This is a genomic window from Sulfurovum aggregans (assembly GCF_055385215.1).
Genome location: NZ_AP042387.1, coordinates 1,255,873 through 1,271,703 on the forward strand (window position 1 = coordinate 1,255,873; position 15,831 = coordinate 1,271,703).

A 15,831-nucleotide genomic window follows, 5' to 3' on the forward strand; every position below is an offset into this window, starting at 1 on the left:
AATTCCATATTTGGCATTATTTATCTCCTTCTAATTCTTGTTCTCTAAGTTGTCCACACGCTGCAGAAATATCTAATCCTTTAGACTCACGAATAGTACAATGTAATCCTCGTTTGGTAAGATATTCCTGAAATGCTTTCATATCTTTTTCTGAAGGACGTTTGAATTCAGTCCCTCCATAAGGATTGAAATAGATCAAATTCACTTTGGCTTTGATACCGTCCAGAAGACTCAAAAGTTTCTTTGCCGCAGAGATATCATCATTGACATCTTTGATAACAAGATATTCAAACATCACTCTTTTTCTATCGTTGACAGGAAAGTTTTTCACAGCATCAATAATTGACTTGATATTGTATGCTTTGTTAATAGGCATCAACTGTTGTCTAAGCTCATCATCTACTGCATGAAGTGAAATGGCAAGGTTGATCCCAAGCTCCATTTTTCCCAGTTTCTCTATCTTGGAACTAAGCCCGGAAGTAGAAATGGTTTGGCGATGTGTAGCAATAGCCATTCCTTCTGGATCGGCAAATATTTTTACTGACTTGACTACCTCTTCCAGGTTGTCAAGCGGTTCTCCCATACCCATATATACAATATTGACACGACGGTTTGCATCTATACGGTTATCTTTCTTGATCATACGCAACTGCTCAACGATCTCACCGGCAGTCAAATTACGCATAAAACCGCCCTTTGCGGTCAAACAAAAGGCACACCCTACCTTGCACCCTACCTGAGAGGAGATACAGACTGTATAGCGTTCCTGATGCTTTACAGAGCCATCTTCATGATACTCTTTGTCTCGCATCAAAAGCAACACGGCTTCTACCGTATGTCCATCATGCAGTTCAAAGAGATATTTACGGCTGCCGTCTATACTGTCTTGTACCGTAAGTGTTTTGAGTGGCGTAAGTGTATACTCCTTATCAAGTTTTTCTCTCATCTCTTTTGGCAGGTTTTTCATCTCTTCAAATGACTCTGCATACTTATGATAGATCCAATTATAAATTTGTTTTGCTCTAAAAGAAGGCTTGATCAGTTTACTTAACTCTTCTTTGGTTAGATCTTGTATTATTTTTTTATTCATTCTTTTCTTCTTTATCTTTACTAATAGGTTTCAATCTATAGAACAGTGATCTTTCTAAGTTGCCGGTTGATACCCGCTACCTGTCTGCTCACTATTCACTCTTTTTCTCATATATTCTGTCAATTTATTCATTGCTTCTTTTTGATTAGCCATAAAATCTTTATGTGCATGCTCATCACAATAATTTGTCACTATAAAAACACCACCCGCTGGAATATCAAATTTCTTCGCTACTTTTAGGACGGCATAAAATTCCATATTTTCCAAGCCAATATTTTTTAAGAGATAGTCTCTTCCTATCTTTTTATCTGTTGTAATATAATTTGATGAATTCACAAGTGTTTCCCGGCCTTCGCGGGTCGCTTTGCTCCACCGCTCCGGTTTCAACCCTATAGACAACAAACTATTGTCGTCTGCTTCACATGTTTCACGTGAAACATGTGAAGCGTTAAGCAAAGATGATATAGCAAAGGTACTATCCGAGGCTGAACTGATCATATTGTCTATGGGCGTATAAGAACTGCCTGTAAAAAAACTGTTCTCTATATTTGTAGCAGTGCGTGATTCAACAATATCAAAAATCTTCTTTTCACCGTAACTTCCTGCTGTTCCGACAAAAAGTAAAAACTCGGGAGGCTTTAACATGCAAAGCTGTGTGAGGTTAATGGCAACATCAGTCAATCCTATGCCTATGGGTTCAGCAAAAGAGAACTGTTCACTCTGCCCTGCACATACAATCATTATAGTCTCACTTGCATTACATTCTCACTGGGATATTTTTCCCTCTAAGATAGCTTTTTAGTTCCATAATGTCAATCTCTTTAAAATGGAAAATAGAAGCAGCAAGTGCTGCATCTGCATTTCCTAAAGTAAATGCCTCTTCTATATGCTTCATCGTACCTGCTCCACCAGATGCTATAACAGGAATATTCACAAGTTCACCGATCTTTTTATTGAGTTCATTATCAAATCCTGCTTTAGTTCCATCCGCATCCATTGAGGTTGCCAATAGCTCACCGGCTCCTCTTTCATATGCTTCCTTTGCCCATTCCAATGCATCGATACCTGTATCTTTTCTGCCGCCATGCGTGAAAACATGCCATTTACCGTTAGAGACTCTTTTAGCATCAATAGCAACTACAATACACTGAGAACCGAATCGTTTTGCACCTTCTTCAATAAACTCTGGTCTTTTGATAGCAGCAGAGTTAATGCTTACTTTGTCACAACCTACATTAAGAAGATTATAAATATCAGAGAGTTCCCGTATACCCCCTCCTACAGTAAGAGGAATAAATACCTCTTGTGCTACTTTTTTTACCACTTCTACGATGGTATCACGACCTTCATGACTTGCACCGATATCAAGAAAAGTGATTTCGTCTGCACCTTCATCATTATAGCGTCTTGCTACTTCTACAGGATCACCTGCATCACGTAAACCTACAAACTTTACACCTTTTACTACACGTCCATTATTGACATCAAGACAAGGAATAATTCGTTTTGCAAAATAGTCCATATAAGCATCTCTTTTCATTTTAAATTATTCTAGAACTTTAGCTAATATATATAAATACAGCCGGTTATATAAGCCGACTGCTGAAACTATCGCAGCCTATAGCCTTAGTATAACGCAATGTTAGCCTAGTTTTTCGGGCTTTGCGTGAAAAACGTTCTAAATTATGGTAAGATTATACAAAAATTATCCCTAGCTTGGGATTAGAATATAGTATAAAGGTAGATTATAGTATGATTACTGAAAATTTAGCCGAATTTGCATCTAAAAAATTTGGTCAAAACTTTTTAAAGAATGATATCTATCTTCATAAAATCATCCAATCGATGCCCAATGATGACCTGAGGGTCGCAGAGATCGGGCCTGGCTTAGGTGATTTAACCAAAGAACTTGTAAAAGTTCGAAATGTCACAGCATTTGAGGTTGATAAAAGATTATGTGAGCATCTTACTACTGAATTTGAGGAACCCATCCGTCAAGGGAACTTTGAATTGCGATGTGGAGATGTGCTTGAGCGTTGGGAGTCAGGAAACCTGCTGGATGAGCCTTATCATCTGGTTGCGAACCTGCCCTATTATATCGCGACCAATATCATCTTAAAAGCATTTAAAGATGAACAATGCCAAAGTATTTTGGTCATGGTTCAAAAAGAAGTTGCCGTAAAATTTGCAGCCAGCGTGAAACAAAAAGAGTTTTCTGCTCTTTCTGTACTTGCTGCAAGTGTAGGAAATGCCACACTCTGTTTCGAAGTTGAGCCCGAAGCATTTGTACCACCTCCGAACGTTACTTCAGCCGTGCTTTTAATAGAGAAAAAACAGTCACAGGATGACGAGAAGTTTGAGGCGTTTTTAAAGATCGCTTTTGCGCAACCACGCAAAAAACTCTCCAAGAACCTTACAGCCGTTTTTTCTAAAGATATTGTAGATCAAACTTTTGCAAAGCTGGAATTGGATTCCAACTTACGGCCTCATGAAGCTGAGACATCTATTTATCATCGCTTATATAATGAATTAAAGGATAATTTAGATGGAAAACAACAATCAAAACAACGGAAACTCTCAAAATCAAGGGCAAAAAACTCCCGATAACAGAGCACAAAGAAACAGAAGACCAAATCCCCATAGACAAAATAACAATAACACACAAAATACCAATGCACAAAGCGAAAACAGACAAAATACCAACAGACCGACTAACAACCCGAACAGAAAATCCCACCCTAATAGAAACCAAAATGCCAATGTTCAAAACAGTGAAAGTACAAACAACAATCAAAACCCTAACAGAAGACCTAATCCTAATCAAAAAAATAACCCAAGCAGAAAACCCAACCCTAATAAACCAAGTAACAGACCTAGCAGCAATCCAAATAAAAGCAATAAGAACAGAGGCAAAAAGAAGAATGTCACTACTGTAAATGAAGCAATGAGAGCTTCCATAGAAGAGAACAGACGTGTACAGGAAGCTAGAATGGCTCCTTGGAAAAAACTTAATCTCGCAAGTAAAGGCAAAATTCGATTTACACCACTTGGTGGTTTGGGTGAAATTGGCGGGAATATGGCAGTACTGGAAACAGAGAACACTGCTATTGTCATCGATGTAGGAATGAGTTTCCCGGATGAAACAATGCATGGTGTTGATATTTTGGTACCAGATTTTTCTTATTTACATGTGATCAAAGACAAGATCAAAGGTATTGTCATCACACATGGTCACGAAGACCATATCGGTGCAATGCCTTATCTCTTTAAAGAGCTGAAATTCCCTATCTATGGAACACCACTTGCTCTTGCAATGATAGAGAATAAATTTAATGAACATGGACTTAAAGCTGATGCAAAATATTTTAATTTTATCACCAAGAGAAAGCAGTATCAGATCGGTGACATGCAAATAGAATGGATACACAATACCCACTCGATCATTGATGCCTGTTCCCTTGCCATAGAAACACCTGCCGGAACACTTGTCCATACGGCAGACTTCAAAATAGACCATACTCCTGTCGATGGGTATACAATGGACCTGCAGCGTTATGCTTATTATGGAGCAAAAGGGGTGCTTTGTCTCTTCTCTGACTCTACCAATTCACATAACCCTGGTTTTACAAAAAGTGAAATGGTCGTAGGGAAAACATTTGATACTCTTTTTGAGCAAGCCAAAGGAAGAGTGATCATGTCAACCTTCTCATCCAATGTACACCGTATTTTCCAAGCAATGGAAAGAGGTGTAAAACATGGTAGAAAGATCTGTGTGATCGGACGTTCTATGGAGAGAAATGTAGAAACCAATAGAGCATTGGGTTTTGTGGATATAGATGATAAACATTTCATCGAAGTACATGAAGTACCAAAATATGCTGATCATGAAATCCTCATTGTAACAACAGGTTCACAAGGTGAGACTATGGCAGCACTCAACCGTATGGCAACAGATGAGCATAGACATATCAAACTGAAGCCATCAGATACTGTCATTATCTCTGCTTCAGCCATCCCTGGAAATGAAGCTTCTGTCTCTAAACTCATGAACCTTCTTATTAAAGCCGGTGTAACCGTACGTTATAAAGAATTTGGAGATATCCACGTATCAGGTCACGCTGCACAGGAAGAGCAGAAACTTATTCTCAGACTCATCCAGCCGAAGTTCTTCTTGCCTGTCCACGGTGAATACAATCATATTGCCAAACATGCAAAAACCGCTGTAAGCTGTGGCGTTGATGAGAGAAATATCCTTCTTATGAGCGATGGTGACCAGGTAGAAATCACACCTAAATACCTCAAAAAAGTAAAAACAGTCAAAACAGGAAAAACCTACATTGATAACCAAAACAATATGACTATTGAAAATGATGTTGTACTTGACAGACAGAAACTGGCTGAAGACGGTATTGTGACGGTAGTAGCACAAATTGCACAGAGTAACCAAAAAATAGTAGGTAAACCAGTAGTTTCAAGCCATGGGCTTGTACCGGACAAAGACGATAAGAAATTTGCCAAAGAGATAGAAGTCCTTCTGGAAACCATGCTTCTGCATATGAAGCCTGAAGCACTCAAGGAACATAAAAACGTTGAAAATGAAATACGAAATACCATTAGAAAACATATTATTCGAACAAAAAAGAGATATCCGCTTATTATTCCTACTATTTTCATCGTCTAAATATCAAGGCCTCTTGAAGAGGCCTTGAGTCTACTCCCTAACCTTCACTATGCTATAATCTATTGATTTTAATGAAGTTCTGAAGCATCAACAAAAACTTCAACAGAAAATCTGAAATTCTTTTTAAACAGCAGATAAAAACCAAAGGTAACGTATGGATCTTATTAACATTGCACAGGAAACATTTTACATAGAAGCAGAAGCACTCCGGAAAATGGCAGAGCGTCTCGATCAGAATTTTTTGGATGCTATTGAGCTGATCATGCATACCAAAGGTAAATTGATCATCACCGGTGTAGGCAAATCCGGTCTGGTCGGTGCCAAAATGGCTGCCACCTTTGCAAGTACAGGGACATCCAGTTTCTTTTTACACCCGACAGAAGCATTGCATGGGGACCTGGGAATGATAGGGAAGGAAGATACGCTGCTTGCTATCAGCAGCAGCGGAGAAAGTGAGGAACTGACAAAGATACTGCCTCATATCAAACGGTTTGATATTCCGCTTATCGGGCTCACGGGGAATAAAAACTCTTCACTTGCAAAATATGCAGATGTCTTTCTTGATATCTCCGTTGAAAAAGAAGCTTGTCCCCTCAATATAGCCCCTACTACCTCTACCACACTGACCATGGCATTGGGTGATGCACTGGCTGTTGCCCTTATGAACAAAAGAGGCTTCAAGAAAGAGGATTTTGCTTCTTTTCATCCGGGAGGCTCTTTAGGGAAAAAGCTTTTTATTAAGATCAAAGATCTGATGAGAACAACCTCTTTACCTATTATTGATACGGGAACAACACTCAAAGAAGCTATTGTAAAAATGAGTGAAGGGAAGCTCGGCACAGTATTGATAGTTGATGATAAAAACAGGTTCACCGCCTTACTCAGTGATGGGGACCTCAGACGTGCATTGATGCAAAAAGAGTTCAACTTGGAACATTTGGCCATAGATTATGCCAGCAAAAATCCTAAAAGCTATCATGATACGGATATGCTTGCTTCAGAAGCACTTGAGATGATAGAAAATGATCGCATACAACTTCTGCCGCTTACCGATGAATCAGGGAAGATCTTAGGTGTACTGCACATTCATGACCTTATTAATGCAGGTATTAAATAGTGGATCTTCTGAATATCTCCGACTATTCAGAAGATCAAAATAAATAAAGATTGGATAGACATGAGATTAAATAAATATATTTCACATAACACAAAATACTCACGAAGAGAAGCAGATAAACTTATAGAAGCCGGAGAGGTCACACTCAACAAGAAAGTATTGAAAAATTTTGCTTATGAAGTAGAAGATGGTGACCATATCTACGTTAAAGGCAAGCCGGTCAAACCCAGCAAAGAACTTACGATCATCGTCTATAACAAACCCAAAGGTGTACTTGTCACCAAAAAAGATGACAGAGGACGTACAACGATCTATCACAAGCTGCCAGGTAAATTCAGGCACTTTATTCCCATAGGCAGGCTGGACTATGCCTCAGAAGGACTTTTACTTCTTACAGACTCTCCGGAAGTAGCAACAGCCCTTATGGAGAGTGGTCTGGATCGTACATATAACCTAAAAATCGATAAACCTGTTACTGAGGAGATGATCACTGCCATGAAAGAGGGGATGGTTCTTGATGATGCAAGGGCAGGAGCACATGAGAAAAGCAAGATATACAGTATGGAATTCGCTCCTTTTGCACATTTTGAAATAAGAGCTGAAGGGAAAAGTTTTTCCAAACTTCGTGTCACTATTACTGAAGGGAAGAACAGAGAGTTAAGACGCTTTTTCGGGCACTTTGAAGCCAAAGTACTTGACCTGAAACGTGTAGCCTTCGGAGGAATAGAACTGAACAACCTTCCTACCAATAAAACACGTTTCTTTACACGAAGAGAGTATGATGATGTTCATAAGTTCATGAAGCGTAAAAAAGCAAATGATAAAGCCGAGATCAAGAACAAAGCAAATGCGCAAAAACAAAAAGAAGAGAAGCAGCGAAAAACAGAATATAAACAAAAAAAGTTCAAATAAAAGAGTAACTTTTGATAAACCTTGCACTTAAGTATCGTCCTAAAACACTTGATGAGATCATAGGGCAAACCCATCTATTAGACAATGGTGCTGTACTTCGAAAACTCATCGAAACAGATGCCCTGCCTCATACCTTCTTCTATGGTCCTCCAGGCTGTGGAAAGACCACACTTGCCAGAATCATCGCTTCTCAGCTGGATAGACCCTTTTATGAGATGAATGCGACCACACTCAAAATAGAAGATCTGCGTAAAATATTTAAAGAGTACAGCAATGCTTTGCAAAAACCACTTATCTTTATAGATGAAGTTCACAGACTAAGCAAAAATCAACAAGAGGTACTTTTACCTTTTATGGAGAATAATGCTGCACTTATTATAGGGGCCTCTACGGAAAATCCATACTATTCACTTACTGCAGCCATGCGTTCACGTTCACATCTTTTTGAACTGAAGGCACTGCATCATGAAGAGATGAAAAACTATATTAATAAGATCATTGCATTGGAATCCATCTCTATAGATGAAGATGCAAAAGAATATCTTGTTTTTTCAAGTGCCGGAGATGTGAGAGCAATGTTAAACCTCCTGGAAAGTAGCAGCCTTGTCCAAACACCTATTACCCTTGAGATACTCAAACAGATACGTCCCCATGCCACGCAGGCAGGAAGCTCCGAGAGTGAAAGCCATTATGAACTTACTTCTGCCATGATCAAAAGTATCAGAGGAAGTGACATAGATGCCGCTATCTACTATCTGGCCAGACTCATCGATGGTGGAGAACCCGCTGAATTCATTGCCAGACGTTTAGCCATACTTGCCAGTGAAGATATAGGCAATGCCAATCCCCCTGCCCTGAATCTGGCAAGTTCTACACTGAATATTGTGAAACTTATAGGATATCCGGAAGCACGGATACCCCTCTCCCAATTAGTCATATACCTTGCTTCTTCTCCTAAATCAAACAGTGCATATCTGGCTATAAATAGTGCCTTGAAATCCATAAAAGAAGGGGAAATACACCCTATTCCTCCACATATTAAAACCCATGCAAAAACATATGTCTATCCGCATGACTTTGGAGGATGGGTAGAACAGACTTATCTCTATGTACCTTTACGCTTTTATCAAACACAAAAAATTGGATTTGAAAAGACTCTATGGCAGTGGCATACAAAAATAAAATCTGCTGAATAACAAAATCTCTCAGTAATATTCTGACACTATTTCAACACTATTTTATGCTATAATAAAATATATTAAAATAAAAAAAGGAGCAAAAATGAAAAAGAATATTGTTAAAATAATACTTGCTTCAACTGCATGTATAGCCTTATTAAGCGGATGTACCGGTACAGAAGCAGCACCTAGTAATGCTACACAGACCGGTGCCGTAACAGGTGCCGTGGCTGGTGCAGTTATAGGATACAATACCAAAGGTCATAATAAAGGTCAGCGTGCTGTTATCGGCGGTCTGGTTGGGGCTGCTGCAGGAGCTGCGATAGGCAGTGCAATAGATGAGCAGAACCCTGAACCTCAAGAAACAGGCGGATGGCAATAGTCAAACTTAGATAAAAAGGAGATACTATGAAATTACTTAAACCAATGATAGCAGCTACTGTTGCAGCTTTCATGCTCGGAGGGTGTTATAATCAACCTGGTCTGGTACAGGACACTAGTTATGACCGTACAAAAACCGGTGCTGCAACAGGAGCAGTAGCAGGTGCAATCATAGGATATAATACAAAAGGTCACAACAAAGGCCAAAGAGCCTTAATTGGTGGATTATTGGGAGCAGCCGTAGGTGGTGCTATTGGATACAGTATGGATCAGCAAGCCAATGAAGTTGCACGTGCACTTGGAACAGGTGTAAACAACGATCCACTTGCAGCACTTGACCCACGTAGAGATATTATTGTATCAAAACATCCGAATTATGTGAAGATCATGTTCAGAGATCGTATGATGTTTGCTTCAGGTTCATCCAGACTGCAATCAAATGCACGATACAAAGTCCAAAAAATTGCTCGTCTCTTAGAACGCTATCCGCAAACTGTAGTCGGTGTCGCAGGATTTACAGACAATCAGGGAAGCTATGAGTATAATCAAAGACTTTCAGAAAGAAGGGCACGAACTGTTGCTGACCTGCTTGCGGTCAATGGATATCCTAAAATTAAAGGATGCTCATACAATAAACCTATTGCACCGAATGACAACAGTATGAACAGAGCACTTAACAGACGTGTAGAAGTATACTTTTATGCAGATGCAACTAAAATGACTGATCCCTGCCGTTAGCCAGACCTCTATTTTAACAGGCTAAGCTCCCGCTTAGCCTGTTCTGCAGTCATTGTACCGGCAAAATATTCACCTTCAATATAATCTATCATCTTTAAAAGTTTTGCCTGTAGAACATCTCCTCTGGTCCGTTCTTTTACAAAATGTTTCATATCTGCAAAATCTGGGAAAAGTTCGAGAAATTCTTCTTTCAATTGGCTTTTATTCCATGCGCTTATCTGTGTTTTGGAATCGGTACCTGTAAGGTCAAGAATTTCCCGGCCTATACTGTCTACACTCTTGTACTGATCATATTTATGCTTTAGTTGATATTCCCTATTCTGATAACGGTCATCTTCTTCCTGGATATCACCTACAAAATTCGTGATAAAGTAAAGAAACCCTATACCTACCAGAATAAAAGCAAGTAAACTTTTATCCATTATAAATCCTCTCAGATATTTAATTGTCTATTAGATTATACTATAATTTTTAAAAAATTATTGATTAGAAAAATTTGATTGAAGTTGTTTAAAAGTAGATGGTGCGGATGAGAGGACTCGAACCTCCACGCCGTAAAGCACCAGATCCTAAGTCTGGCGTGTATACCAATTTCACCACATCCGCATGTGATTGTTTTACTAAACAATGAAAAGTAGTGGTACACCCATTAGGATTCGAACCTAAGACCCTCGCCTTAGAAGGGCGATGCTCTATCCAGCTGAGCTATGAGTGCACATATCATATAATAATGGTGGTACGCCAGAGAGGACTCGAACCCCTAACCCTCAGATCCGAAGTCTGATGCTCTATCCAGTTGAGCCACTAGCGCTTCTTTCTGGGAGGTTCCCAATCAATTACCAATGGGGTGGACGACGGGGCTCGAACCCGCGACAACCTGTGCCACAAACAGGTGCTCTACCAACTGAACTACGTCCACCATCAATTGTTTCATTATTATATCAATTTTAAATATCTAAATGGTCGGAGTGAAAGGACTCGAACCTTCGACCCCCTGGTCCCAAACCAGGTGCGCTACCAGACTGCGCTACACTCCGTTTCCTCAAACCTGAATATCAGATTTAAAAAGGACTGCAATTATAGTCAAAAGGTTTCTATTTGTCAATAGATTTTGGAAAAAAAATAAAAAAAATCTATTTCTTCCTTATTTAGAGGTACTTTAGGCGTTAATGAGTATAATATTTTTATCTAGTATCAGGAGTAATACATATATGGACAGTATATTTGAACAGATTAATAGTATATTGGGTTCGGTCTTCTTTTTCGATATCTTTTTTGGAGCAATGGAAGGAACCAGTATGCCCTTCATTGTTGCATGGCTTATCGTCGGGGGGGCTTTTCCTTACATTCCGATTCGGTTTTATCAATATTCGTATGTTCACACACTCCTATAAGATCATTACAGGAAAATACCGGACTGCAGATGATGTAGGCGAGATCACTCCTTTTCAGTCTTTAAGTACGGCGCTTTCTGCTACGGTCGGGTTAGGGAACATTGCCGGTGTTGCTATTGCTATTGCTATTGGCGGTCCCGGAGCTACATTTTGGATGATCTTGGCCGGTTTTTTTGGTATGACACTGAAATTTACAGAAGTTACACTTGCTCAGATCTACCGTGAGAAAAGACCCGATGGACGCATCATGGGCGGAGCAATGCAGTATCTCTCCAAAGGATTGGCTTCCAAGGGTCATAAACAGTTGGGAAAGGTACTGGCAGTCGTCTTTGCTGTCTTAGCTATAGGAGGTTCTCTTGGCGCAGGAAATGCCTTCCAGACTTCTCAAGCCATGGGTGCTCTTTCTGATCGTATCCCATTTTTCCAAACCTACCCTATTGTCTTTGGTTTGATCATGGCAACGATCGTCGGTTTTGTGATCATTGGAGGGATCAAACGTATCGCAAGTACTGCTGAGAAGATCGTACCTTTAATGGTTTTGATCTATCTGCTTGCTTCACTCTGGATACTCATAGTGAATGCCTCTGCTGTACCCTATGCCATCTCTACCATATTTCATGAGGCATTTGCCCCTACTGCTGCAGCCGGTGGTCTTATAGGTGTACTTGTACAGGGCTTTAAACGTGCTGCATTTTCAAGTGAAGCAGGGATAGGATCTGCTGCTATCGTACACTCTACAGCTGCAGTAAAATACCCGGTAAGACAGGGGATGGTAGCATTATATGAACCTTTTATCGATACCATTGTTATCTGTACTATGACAGCACTTGTCATTGTTACTACGGGTGTCTATGACCCTGCCGGGGAATTTGCCAACCTTGTAGCTTCCAAGCAGGGTGCTGCACTTACAGCAGCCGCTTATGGGACTGTGATCTCCTGGTTTCCTGTTATCCTGTCATTCTCTATCGTACTTTTTGCCTTTTCCACGATGATCTCATGGTCTTACTATGGTGAACGATCCTGGACTTACCTGTTCGGAGAGAAATATACACTGGTCTATAAACTTATCTTCATCTCATTTACTGTGATGGCATCTGTAACAAGCGCTTCAGCGATGTTAGACTTCTCAGACCTGCTTATCCTGGCAATGGCCTTACCTAACCTCATAGGGCTCTATATTTTACAGGGAGATGTGAAAGAAAATCTTAATGCTTATTTAGCGAAATGGAAAAATGGAGAATTGGATGAGGAAGCGATACGGAAGTAATATTTGTATATGTGAATAAAAATTTCTGATATACGAATTCAAGGGGGGCCTTATGGGTACCCCTTGGAATTCAAAAAGAAGATAAGACGGTTTTAAACCATCTCTACACCCTTTTCACCTTTAGCTAAAGCACCGATCACATAACCGTCTGTATTTGCAAGTACTGCATCTACATCTTCCGGTTCAACTACCCATACCATACCTACACCCATATTGAAGGCTCTGTACATCTCTTCTTCATCCACATATTGGGCCATGAATTCAAAAATAGGCAATACTCGGATAGCGTCTTTATTTACAATGGCTCTCATACCTTCCGGAAGGACTCTGGGGAGGTTTTCTACGATTCCTCCTCCTGTAATGTGGGCTAAGGCTTTAACGTACTGTTTATTAGCTTTATACTCTTTCACATAGATGCGTGTTGGTTCAAGCAGTGTATCGATGAGCGGCTTGCCGTCAAATTCTGTTTCAAGACTCATTCCAAGCTTATCGAAAAAGAGTTTCCTTACAAGAGAATATCCGTTGGAATGCACACCTGAACTTGGCATGGCAATAAGCACTTGCCCCTCTTGCACATTGGCAACTGTATCCATCTCACTACGCTCTGCAATACCTACTGCAAACCCTGCAAGATCAAAATCGTCATCAGAATACATTCCCGGCATTTCAGCCGTTTCACCACCTACAAGAGCACACTCTGAACGGCGACACCCTTCTGCAATGCCGGCAACAACATCTTTTGCATTTTCAGGAAGCAGCTTTCCTGTTGCATAGTAATCAAGGAAGAACATCGGTGTTCCGTTATTGCATATAAGATCATTCACGCACATTGCCACAAGGTCAATACCCACGGTATTAAGTCTGCCACTCTCAATAGCAAGTCTGAGTTTGGTACCTACACCATCTGTTGCAGAGAGGATTACCGGCTCTTTATAGCCCGTTGGAAGAGCATACGCACCGGCAAATGAACCGATCCCGCCTATGACATTACTATCAAATGTTGATTTTACATCTGCTTTGATCGCTTCTACGAATTCATTACCTGCATCAATATCTACACCGGCATCTTTATATGAAATATTTGACATGTTTAACCTTTGTTTTCTTCACATTCACAAGGAGGAAATACCTTTTTCAAAATGATCAGCCCCGGACAAAATCCGGTAAGACCGCCTATCAGAAGCATAACCATCATTGCCAGCATAACCAAAAATGCCGCTTTGAACATCTGTGCACCCGCCAATCCTAAAATGAAACCTAAGATTATTGCCTGTACAATTCTTTGCATTCTTTCAGCACATAACATCTAAAATCCTTGTAAAAATTTGCTGTAATTATAGCAAAAACTAACTTCTAAGCTTCCGTCCAAGTTTTGCCTCTACCGAACCAACCTTTTTGTTAAGTCTACCAACCGGACCTTTACGATAATCAATCTTGATAGAACTATAAACACGTTCACAATCTTTTTGTAACTCTTCATAGGCTTTGTTGATAACAGACAATACCTCTTCAACCGTTTCACCCTCTATGATAGTACCCATAGGTGTGAGTTGATACTCTAATCCACTTTTGTCTACAATGTCCAAGACTCTTGCTACAAAGGCACTTTTACTCTGGGTGGCTTCTGTAGGGAACATACTGAATTCTACTAATGCTGACATGATTGATCCTTTATTCGTAAGTTTTGTGTAATCCTACCTAAAATTTCTCTTTCTTTTTTTAAATTTCCTTTTACTTGAATTGAGGCAAGGCACGCTTTGCATGATTTTAAGTATAATTACTTTATGAAAAATAAAGAGTGGATCATTATCGGAGCAGGGGCTTCCGGGCTTTGTGGAGCTATTGTATTGGCTAGGGCAGGGCAGAGGGTTGTTTTGTTGGAGCAAAACAGCAAAGTAGGGAAGAAGATACTTGTCTCCGGTAATGGAAAATGTAACATAGACAATAAATACATCACCTCAAACCGTTTTCATTCACAAAACCCTAATTTTATAGAAGAAGTTTTAGACGGATATGATTTTAAAGCCATAGAGAAGTTTTTCACCTCTATTGGGCTTGAGCTTATGGAAGGAAAAGAGGGGAAGATATTTCCTATGTCTTTGCAGGCTTCTTCTGTAGTGGAACTTTTGGAGTATGAAGCCAAAAGGGCAGGGGTAGAGATAATTTGTGACTGTGCTGTAACCGGTATAGAAAAAGAGGGTGAGTATTTCAAAGTGGAGACTTCACAGGGTACAAAAGAGTGCAGTAAACTTCTCATTGCCTCAGGTTCACCTGCTGCTCCACAACTCGGAGGCAATAACTCAGGGTATGCCTTTGCTACAAAGATGGGTCACAGCCTCATACCACGTCACCCTTCACTGGTACAGCTTTGCTCTGAAGAGAGTTGGGTAAAAGAGTGTGCCGGAGTGAAAGTAGCAGGGCAAGCCAAACTCTATGCAAATGGGGAACAGATCACAGAAAAGGAAGGCGACATCCTCTTTACCAACTACGGCATCAGCGGACTGGCCATCCTGGACCTAAGCAGAGAAGTAAGCACCAGATTAGCCAACTTTAACTACTGTGAACTCAGCCTAGATCTTATACCGACATTCAGCAAAGAGAAGCTGACCAATCTGCTTCTGAATAGAATAGAAAAAGAGAGTGAAAAACCTATAGAGCTTTGGCTGCAAGGTGTTATCAACAAAAAGCTCATCAAGATCATTTTAAAGCAGTCTAAATGCAAAAGCAGGGTAGAGAGCGATCTCAACCGAAAAGAGATTAACAAACTCGTCCACAGCATCAAAAACCTCAAACTCAACATTAACGATACCAAAGGCTTCAAAGGTGCCGAAGTAGCCACAGGAGGCATTGACACCACAGAAGTAAACCCAAAAACCATGGAGTCTAAAATCATACCAAATCTTTACTTCGCAGGAGAGATACTAGATGTTGATGGAGACAGAGGAGGGTTTAATTTTCATTTTGCTTGGGTTTGTGGGTTGAGAGTAGGAATAAATAAGTACGATTAAAAAATAAATTAAAATAGGCAGAAGCAATTAGCTAGTGCGGGGACAAGGCGTATAAAAGCATCATA

Annotated in this window: 16 protein-coding genes and 5 tRNA genes; 9 read left to right on the top strand and 12 right to left on the bottom strand. The window is 40.0% G+C overall.

Annotation, left to right across the window (positions count from 1 at the left end):
• Window positions 1–16: 16 nt before the first annotated feature.
• From rlmN to hisF, 3 genes are read right to left on the bottom strand one after another with little or no spacing between them, the layout of a single operon-like run.
• Window positions 17–1,090 (bottom strand): dual-specificity RNA methyltransferase RlmN, encoded by a 1,074-nt coding sequence (gene rlmN / locus ACZ48W_RS06370; protein ID WP_464827494.1) that lies wholly within the window; start codon window positions 1,088–1,090, stop codon window positions 17–19.
• Between the two features lie 54 nt (window positions 1,091–1,144).
• Window positions 1,145–1,831 carry a phosphorylase family protein gene (locus ACZ48W_RS06375; RefSeq protein WP_464827495.1) on the bottom strand — a complete coding sequence of 229 codons (687 nt, stop codon included), beginning with the start codon at window positions 1,829–1,831 and terminating at the stop codon, window positions 1,145–1,147.
• A 16-nt stretch (window positions 1,832–1,847) separates the two neighbouring features.
• Window positions 1,848–2,612 (bottom strand): imidazole glycerol phosphate synthase subunit HisF, encoded by a 765-nt coding sequence (gene hisF / locus ACZ48W_RS06380; RefSeq protein ID WP_464830476.1) that lies wholly within the window; start codon window positions 2,610–2,612, stop codon window positions 1,848–1,850.
• Between the two features lie 230 nt (window positions 2,613–2,842).
• On the opposite strand from hisF, the gene rsmA reads away from it, so the two are divergent.
• From rsmA to ACZ48W_RS06415, 7 genes are all read left to right on the top strand, one after another.
• Window positions 2,843–3,697, top strand: a complete 855-nt coding sequence (rsmA, locus tag ACZ48W_RS06385; RefSeq protein ID WP_464827497.1) for a 16S rRNA (adenine(1518)-N(6)/adenine(1519)-N(6))-dimethyltransferase RsmA — start codon at window positions 2,843–2,845, stop codon at window positions 3,695–3,697.
• A complete protein-coding gene (locus tag ACZ48W_RS06390) occupies window positions 3,636–5,771 on the top strand; it encodes a ribonuclease J (protein ID WP_464827498.1) in 2,136 nt (711 codons plus the stop codon). The genes rsmA and ACZ48W_RS06390 overlap by 62 nt, the downstream gene beginning before the upstream one ends.
• 154 nt (window positions 5,772–5,925) lie before the next feature.
• The gene (locus tag ACZ48W_RS06395; RefSeq protein ID WP_464827499.1) at window positions 5,926–6,888 is read left to right on the top strand and encodes a KpsF/GutQ family sugar-phosphate isomerase; all 963 of its coding nucleotides are present in this window, start codon (window positions 5,926–5,928) and stop codon (window positions 6,886–6,888) included.
• Between the two features lie 60 nt (window positions 6,889–6,948).
• Entirely contained in the window at window positions 6,949–7,800 is an 852-nt protein-coding gene (locus tag ACZ48W_RS06400) for a pseudouridine synthase (protein WP_464827500.1), read from the top strand.
• 11 nt (window positions 7,801–7,811) lie between these two features.
• Window positions 7,812–8,996 carry a replication-associated recombination protein A gene (locus tag ACZ48W_RS06405; RefSeq protein ID WP_464827501.1) on the top strand — a complete coding sequence of 395 codons (1,185 nt, stop codon included), beginning with the start codon at window positions 7,812–7,814 and terminating at the stop codon, window positions 8,994–8,996.
• 85 nt (window positions 8,997–9,081) lie between these two features.
• Window positions 9,082–9,360, top strand: coding sequence for a glycine zipper domain-containing protein (locus ACZ48W_RS06410; protein WP_464827503.1), 279 nt, complete (start codon window positions 9,082–9,084; stop codon window positions 9,358–9,360).
• Window positions 9,361–9,386: 26 nt separating this feature from the next.
• The gene (locus ACZ48W_RS06415; protein ID WP_464827504.1) at window positions 9,387–10,097 is read left to right on the top strand and encodes an OmpA family protein; all 711 of its coding nucleotides are present in this window, start codon (window positions 9,387–9,389) and stop codon (window positions 10,095–10,097) included.
• Window positions 10,098–10,105: 8 nt separating this feature from the next.
• Here the strand turns inward: ACZ48W_RS06415 and ACZ48W_RS06420 are convergent, their stop codons facing one another.
• From ACZ48W_RS06420 to ACZ48W_RS06445, 6 genes are all read right to left on the bottom strand, one after another.
• On the bottom strand, window positions 10,106–10,519 hold the full coding sequence (locus ACZ48W_RS06420) for a hypothetical protein (protein WP_464827505.1): 414 nt from the start codon (window positions 10,517–10,519) through the stop codon (window positions 10,106–10,108).
• Between the two features lie 99 nt (window positions 10,520–10,618).
• Window positions 10,619–10,703 (bottom strand) — tRNA-Leu (locus ACZ48W_RS06425).
• A gap of 32 nt (window positions 10,704–10,735) precedes the next feature.
• Window positions 10,736–10,812, bottom strand: a tRNA-Arg gene (locus tag ACZ48W_RS06430).
• A 19-nt stretch (window positions 10,813–10,831) separates the two neighbouring features.
• Window positions 10,832–10,908 (bottom strand) — tRNA-Arg (locus ACZ48W_RS06435).
• 32 nt (window positions 10,909–10,940) lie between these two features.
• Window positions 10,941–11,016, bottom strand: a tRNA-His gene (locus tag ACZ48W_RS06440).
• A 41-nt stretch (window positions 11,017–11,057) separates the two neighbouring features.
• Window positions 11,058–11,134: transfer RNA gene (locus tag ACZ48W_RS06445), tRNA-Pro, on the bottom strand.
• 337 nt (window positions 11,135–11,471) lie between these two features.
• On the opposite strand from ACZ48W_RS06445, the gene ACZ48W_RS06450 reads away from it, so the two are divergent.
• Window positions 11,472–12,758: an alanine/glycine:cation symporter family protein gene (locus ACZ48W_RS06450; protein WP_464827506.1), complete on the top strand. Its 1,287-nt coding sequence runs from the start codon at window positions 11,472–11,474 to the stop codon at window positions 12,756–12,758.
• A 92-nt stretch (window positions 12,759–12,850) separates the two neighbouring features.
• Here ACZ48W_RS06450 and purM read toward each other — a convergent pair whose 3' ends face one another.
• Genes purM through ACZ48W_RS06465 form a run of 3 tightly spaced genes read right to left on the bottom strand, consistent with a single transcriptional unit; the run spans window position 12,851 to window position 14,419 of the window.
• Window positions 12,851–13,846 (bottom strand): phosphoribosylformylglycinamidine cyclo-ligase, encoded by a 996-nt coding sequence (gene purM / locus ACZ48W_RS06455; protein WP_464827507.1) that lies wholly within the window; start codon window positions 13,844–13,846, stop codon window positions 12,851–12,853.
• A gap of 2 nt (window positions 13,847–13,848) precedes the next feature.
• A complete protein-coding gene (locus ACZ48W_RS06460; protein ID WP_464827509.1) occupies window positions 13,849–14,064 on the bottom strand; it encodes a hypothetical protein in 216 nt (71 codons plus the stop codon).
• A gap of 40 nt (window positions 14,065–14,104) precedes the next feature.
• The gene (locus ACZ48W_RS06465) at window positions 14,105–14,419 is read right to left on the bottom strand and encodes an MTH1187 family thiamine-binding protein (protein ID WP_464827510.1); all 315 of its coding nucleotides are present in this window, start codon (window positions 14,417–14,419) and stop codon (window positions 14,105–14,107) included.
• 123 nt (window positions 14,420–14,542) lie between these two features.
• Here ACZ48W_RS06465 and ACZ48W_RS06470 point away from each other — a divergent pair, with 123 nt between their 5' ends.
• Window positions 14,543–15,766 (top strand): BaiN/RdsA family NAD(P)/FAD-dependent oxidoreductase, encoded by a 1,224-nt coding sequence (locus tag ACZ48W_RS06470; protein ID WP_464827511.1) that lies wholly within the window; start codon window positions 14,543–14,545, stop codon window positions 15,764–15,766.
• The last annotated feature ends 65 nt before the right edge of the window (window positions 15,767–15,831 follow it).

What these genes read in the sequence shown, in the direction of transcription:
- ACZ48W_RS06390 (WP_464827498.1), top strand. Translation starts at nt 3,636, where the DNA reads ATGGAAAACAACAATCAAAACAACGGAAACTCTCAAAATCAAGGGCAA.
- rsmA (WP_464827497.1), top strand. Translation starts at nt 2,843, where the DNA reads ATGATTACTGAAAATTTAGCCGAATTTGCATCTAAAAAATTTGGTCAA.
- ACZ48W_RS06395 (WP_464827499.1), top strand. Translation starts at nt 5,926, where the DNA reads ATGGATCTTATTAACATTGCACAGGAAACATTTTACATAGAAGCAGAA.
- ACZ48W_RS06375 (WP_464827495.1), bottom strand. Translation starts at nt 1,831, where the DNA reads ATGATTGTATGTGCAGGGCAGAGTGAACAGTTCTCTTTTGCTGAACCC.
- ACZ48W_RS06410 (WP_464827503.1), top strand. Translation starts at nt 9,082, where the DNA reads ATGAAAAAGAATATTGTTAAAATAATACTTGCTTCAACTGCATGTATA.
- ACZ48W_RS06450 (WP_464827506.1), top strand. Translation starts at nt 11,472, where the DNA reads ATGTTCACACACTCCTATAAGATCATTACAGGAAAATACCGGACTGCA.
- ACZ48W_RS06415 (WP_464827504.1), top strand. Translation starts at nt 9,387, where the DNA reads ATGAAATTACTTAAACCAATGATAGCAGCTACTGTTGCAGCTTTCATG.
- ACZ48W_RS06400 (WP_464827500.1), top strand. Translation starts at nt 6,949, where the DNA reads ATGAGATTAAATAAATATATTTCACATAACACAAAATACTCACGAAGA.
- hisF (WP_464830476.1), bottom strand. Translation starts at nt 2,612, where the DNA reads ATGGACTATTTTGCAAAACGAATTATTCCTTGTCTTGATGTCAATAAT.
- rlmN (WP_464827494.1), bottom strand. Translation starts at nt 1,090, where the DNA reads ATGAATAAAAAAATAATACAAGATCTAACCAAAGAAGAGTTAAGTAAA.
- ACZ48W_RS06470 (WP_464827511.1), top strand. Translation starts at nt 14,543, where the DNA reads ATGAAAAATAAAGAGTGGATCATTATCGGAGCAGGGGCTTCCGGGCTT.
- ACZ48W_RS06460 (WP_464827509.1), bottom strand. Translation starts at nt 14,064, where the DNA reads ATGTTATGTGCTGAAAGAATGCAAAGAATTGTACAGGCAATAATCTTA.
- ACZ48W_RS06420 (WP_464827505.1), bottom strand. Translation starts at nt 10,519, where the DNA reads ATGGATAAAAGTTTACTTGCTTTTATTCTGGTAGGTATAGGGTTTCTT.
- ACZ48W_RS06465 (WP_464827510.1), bottom strand. Translation starts at nt 14,419, where the DNA reads ATGTCAGCATTAGTAGAATTCAGTATGTTCCCTACAGAAGCCACCCAG.
- purM (WP_464827507.1), bottom strand. Translation starts at nt 13,846, where the DNA reads ATGTCAAATATTTCATATAAAGATGCCGGTGTAGATATTGATGCAGGT.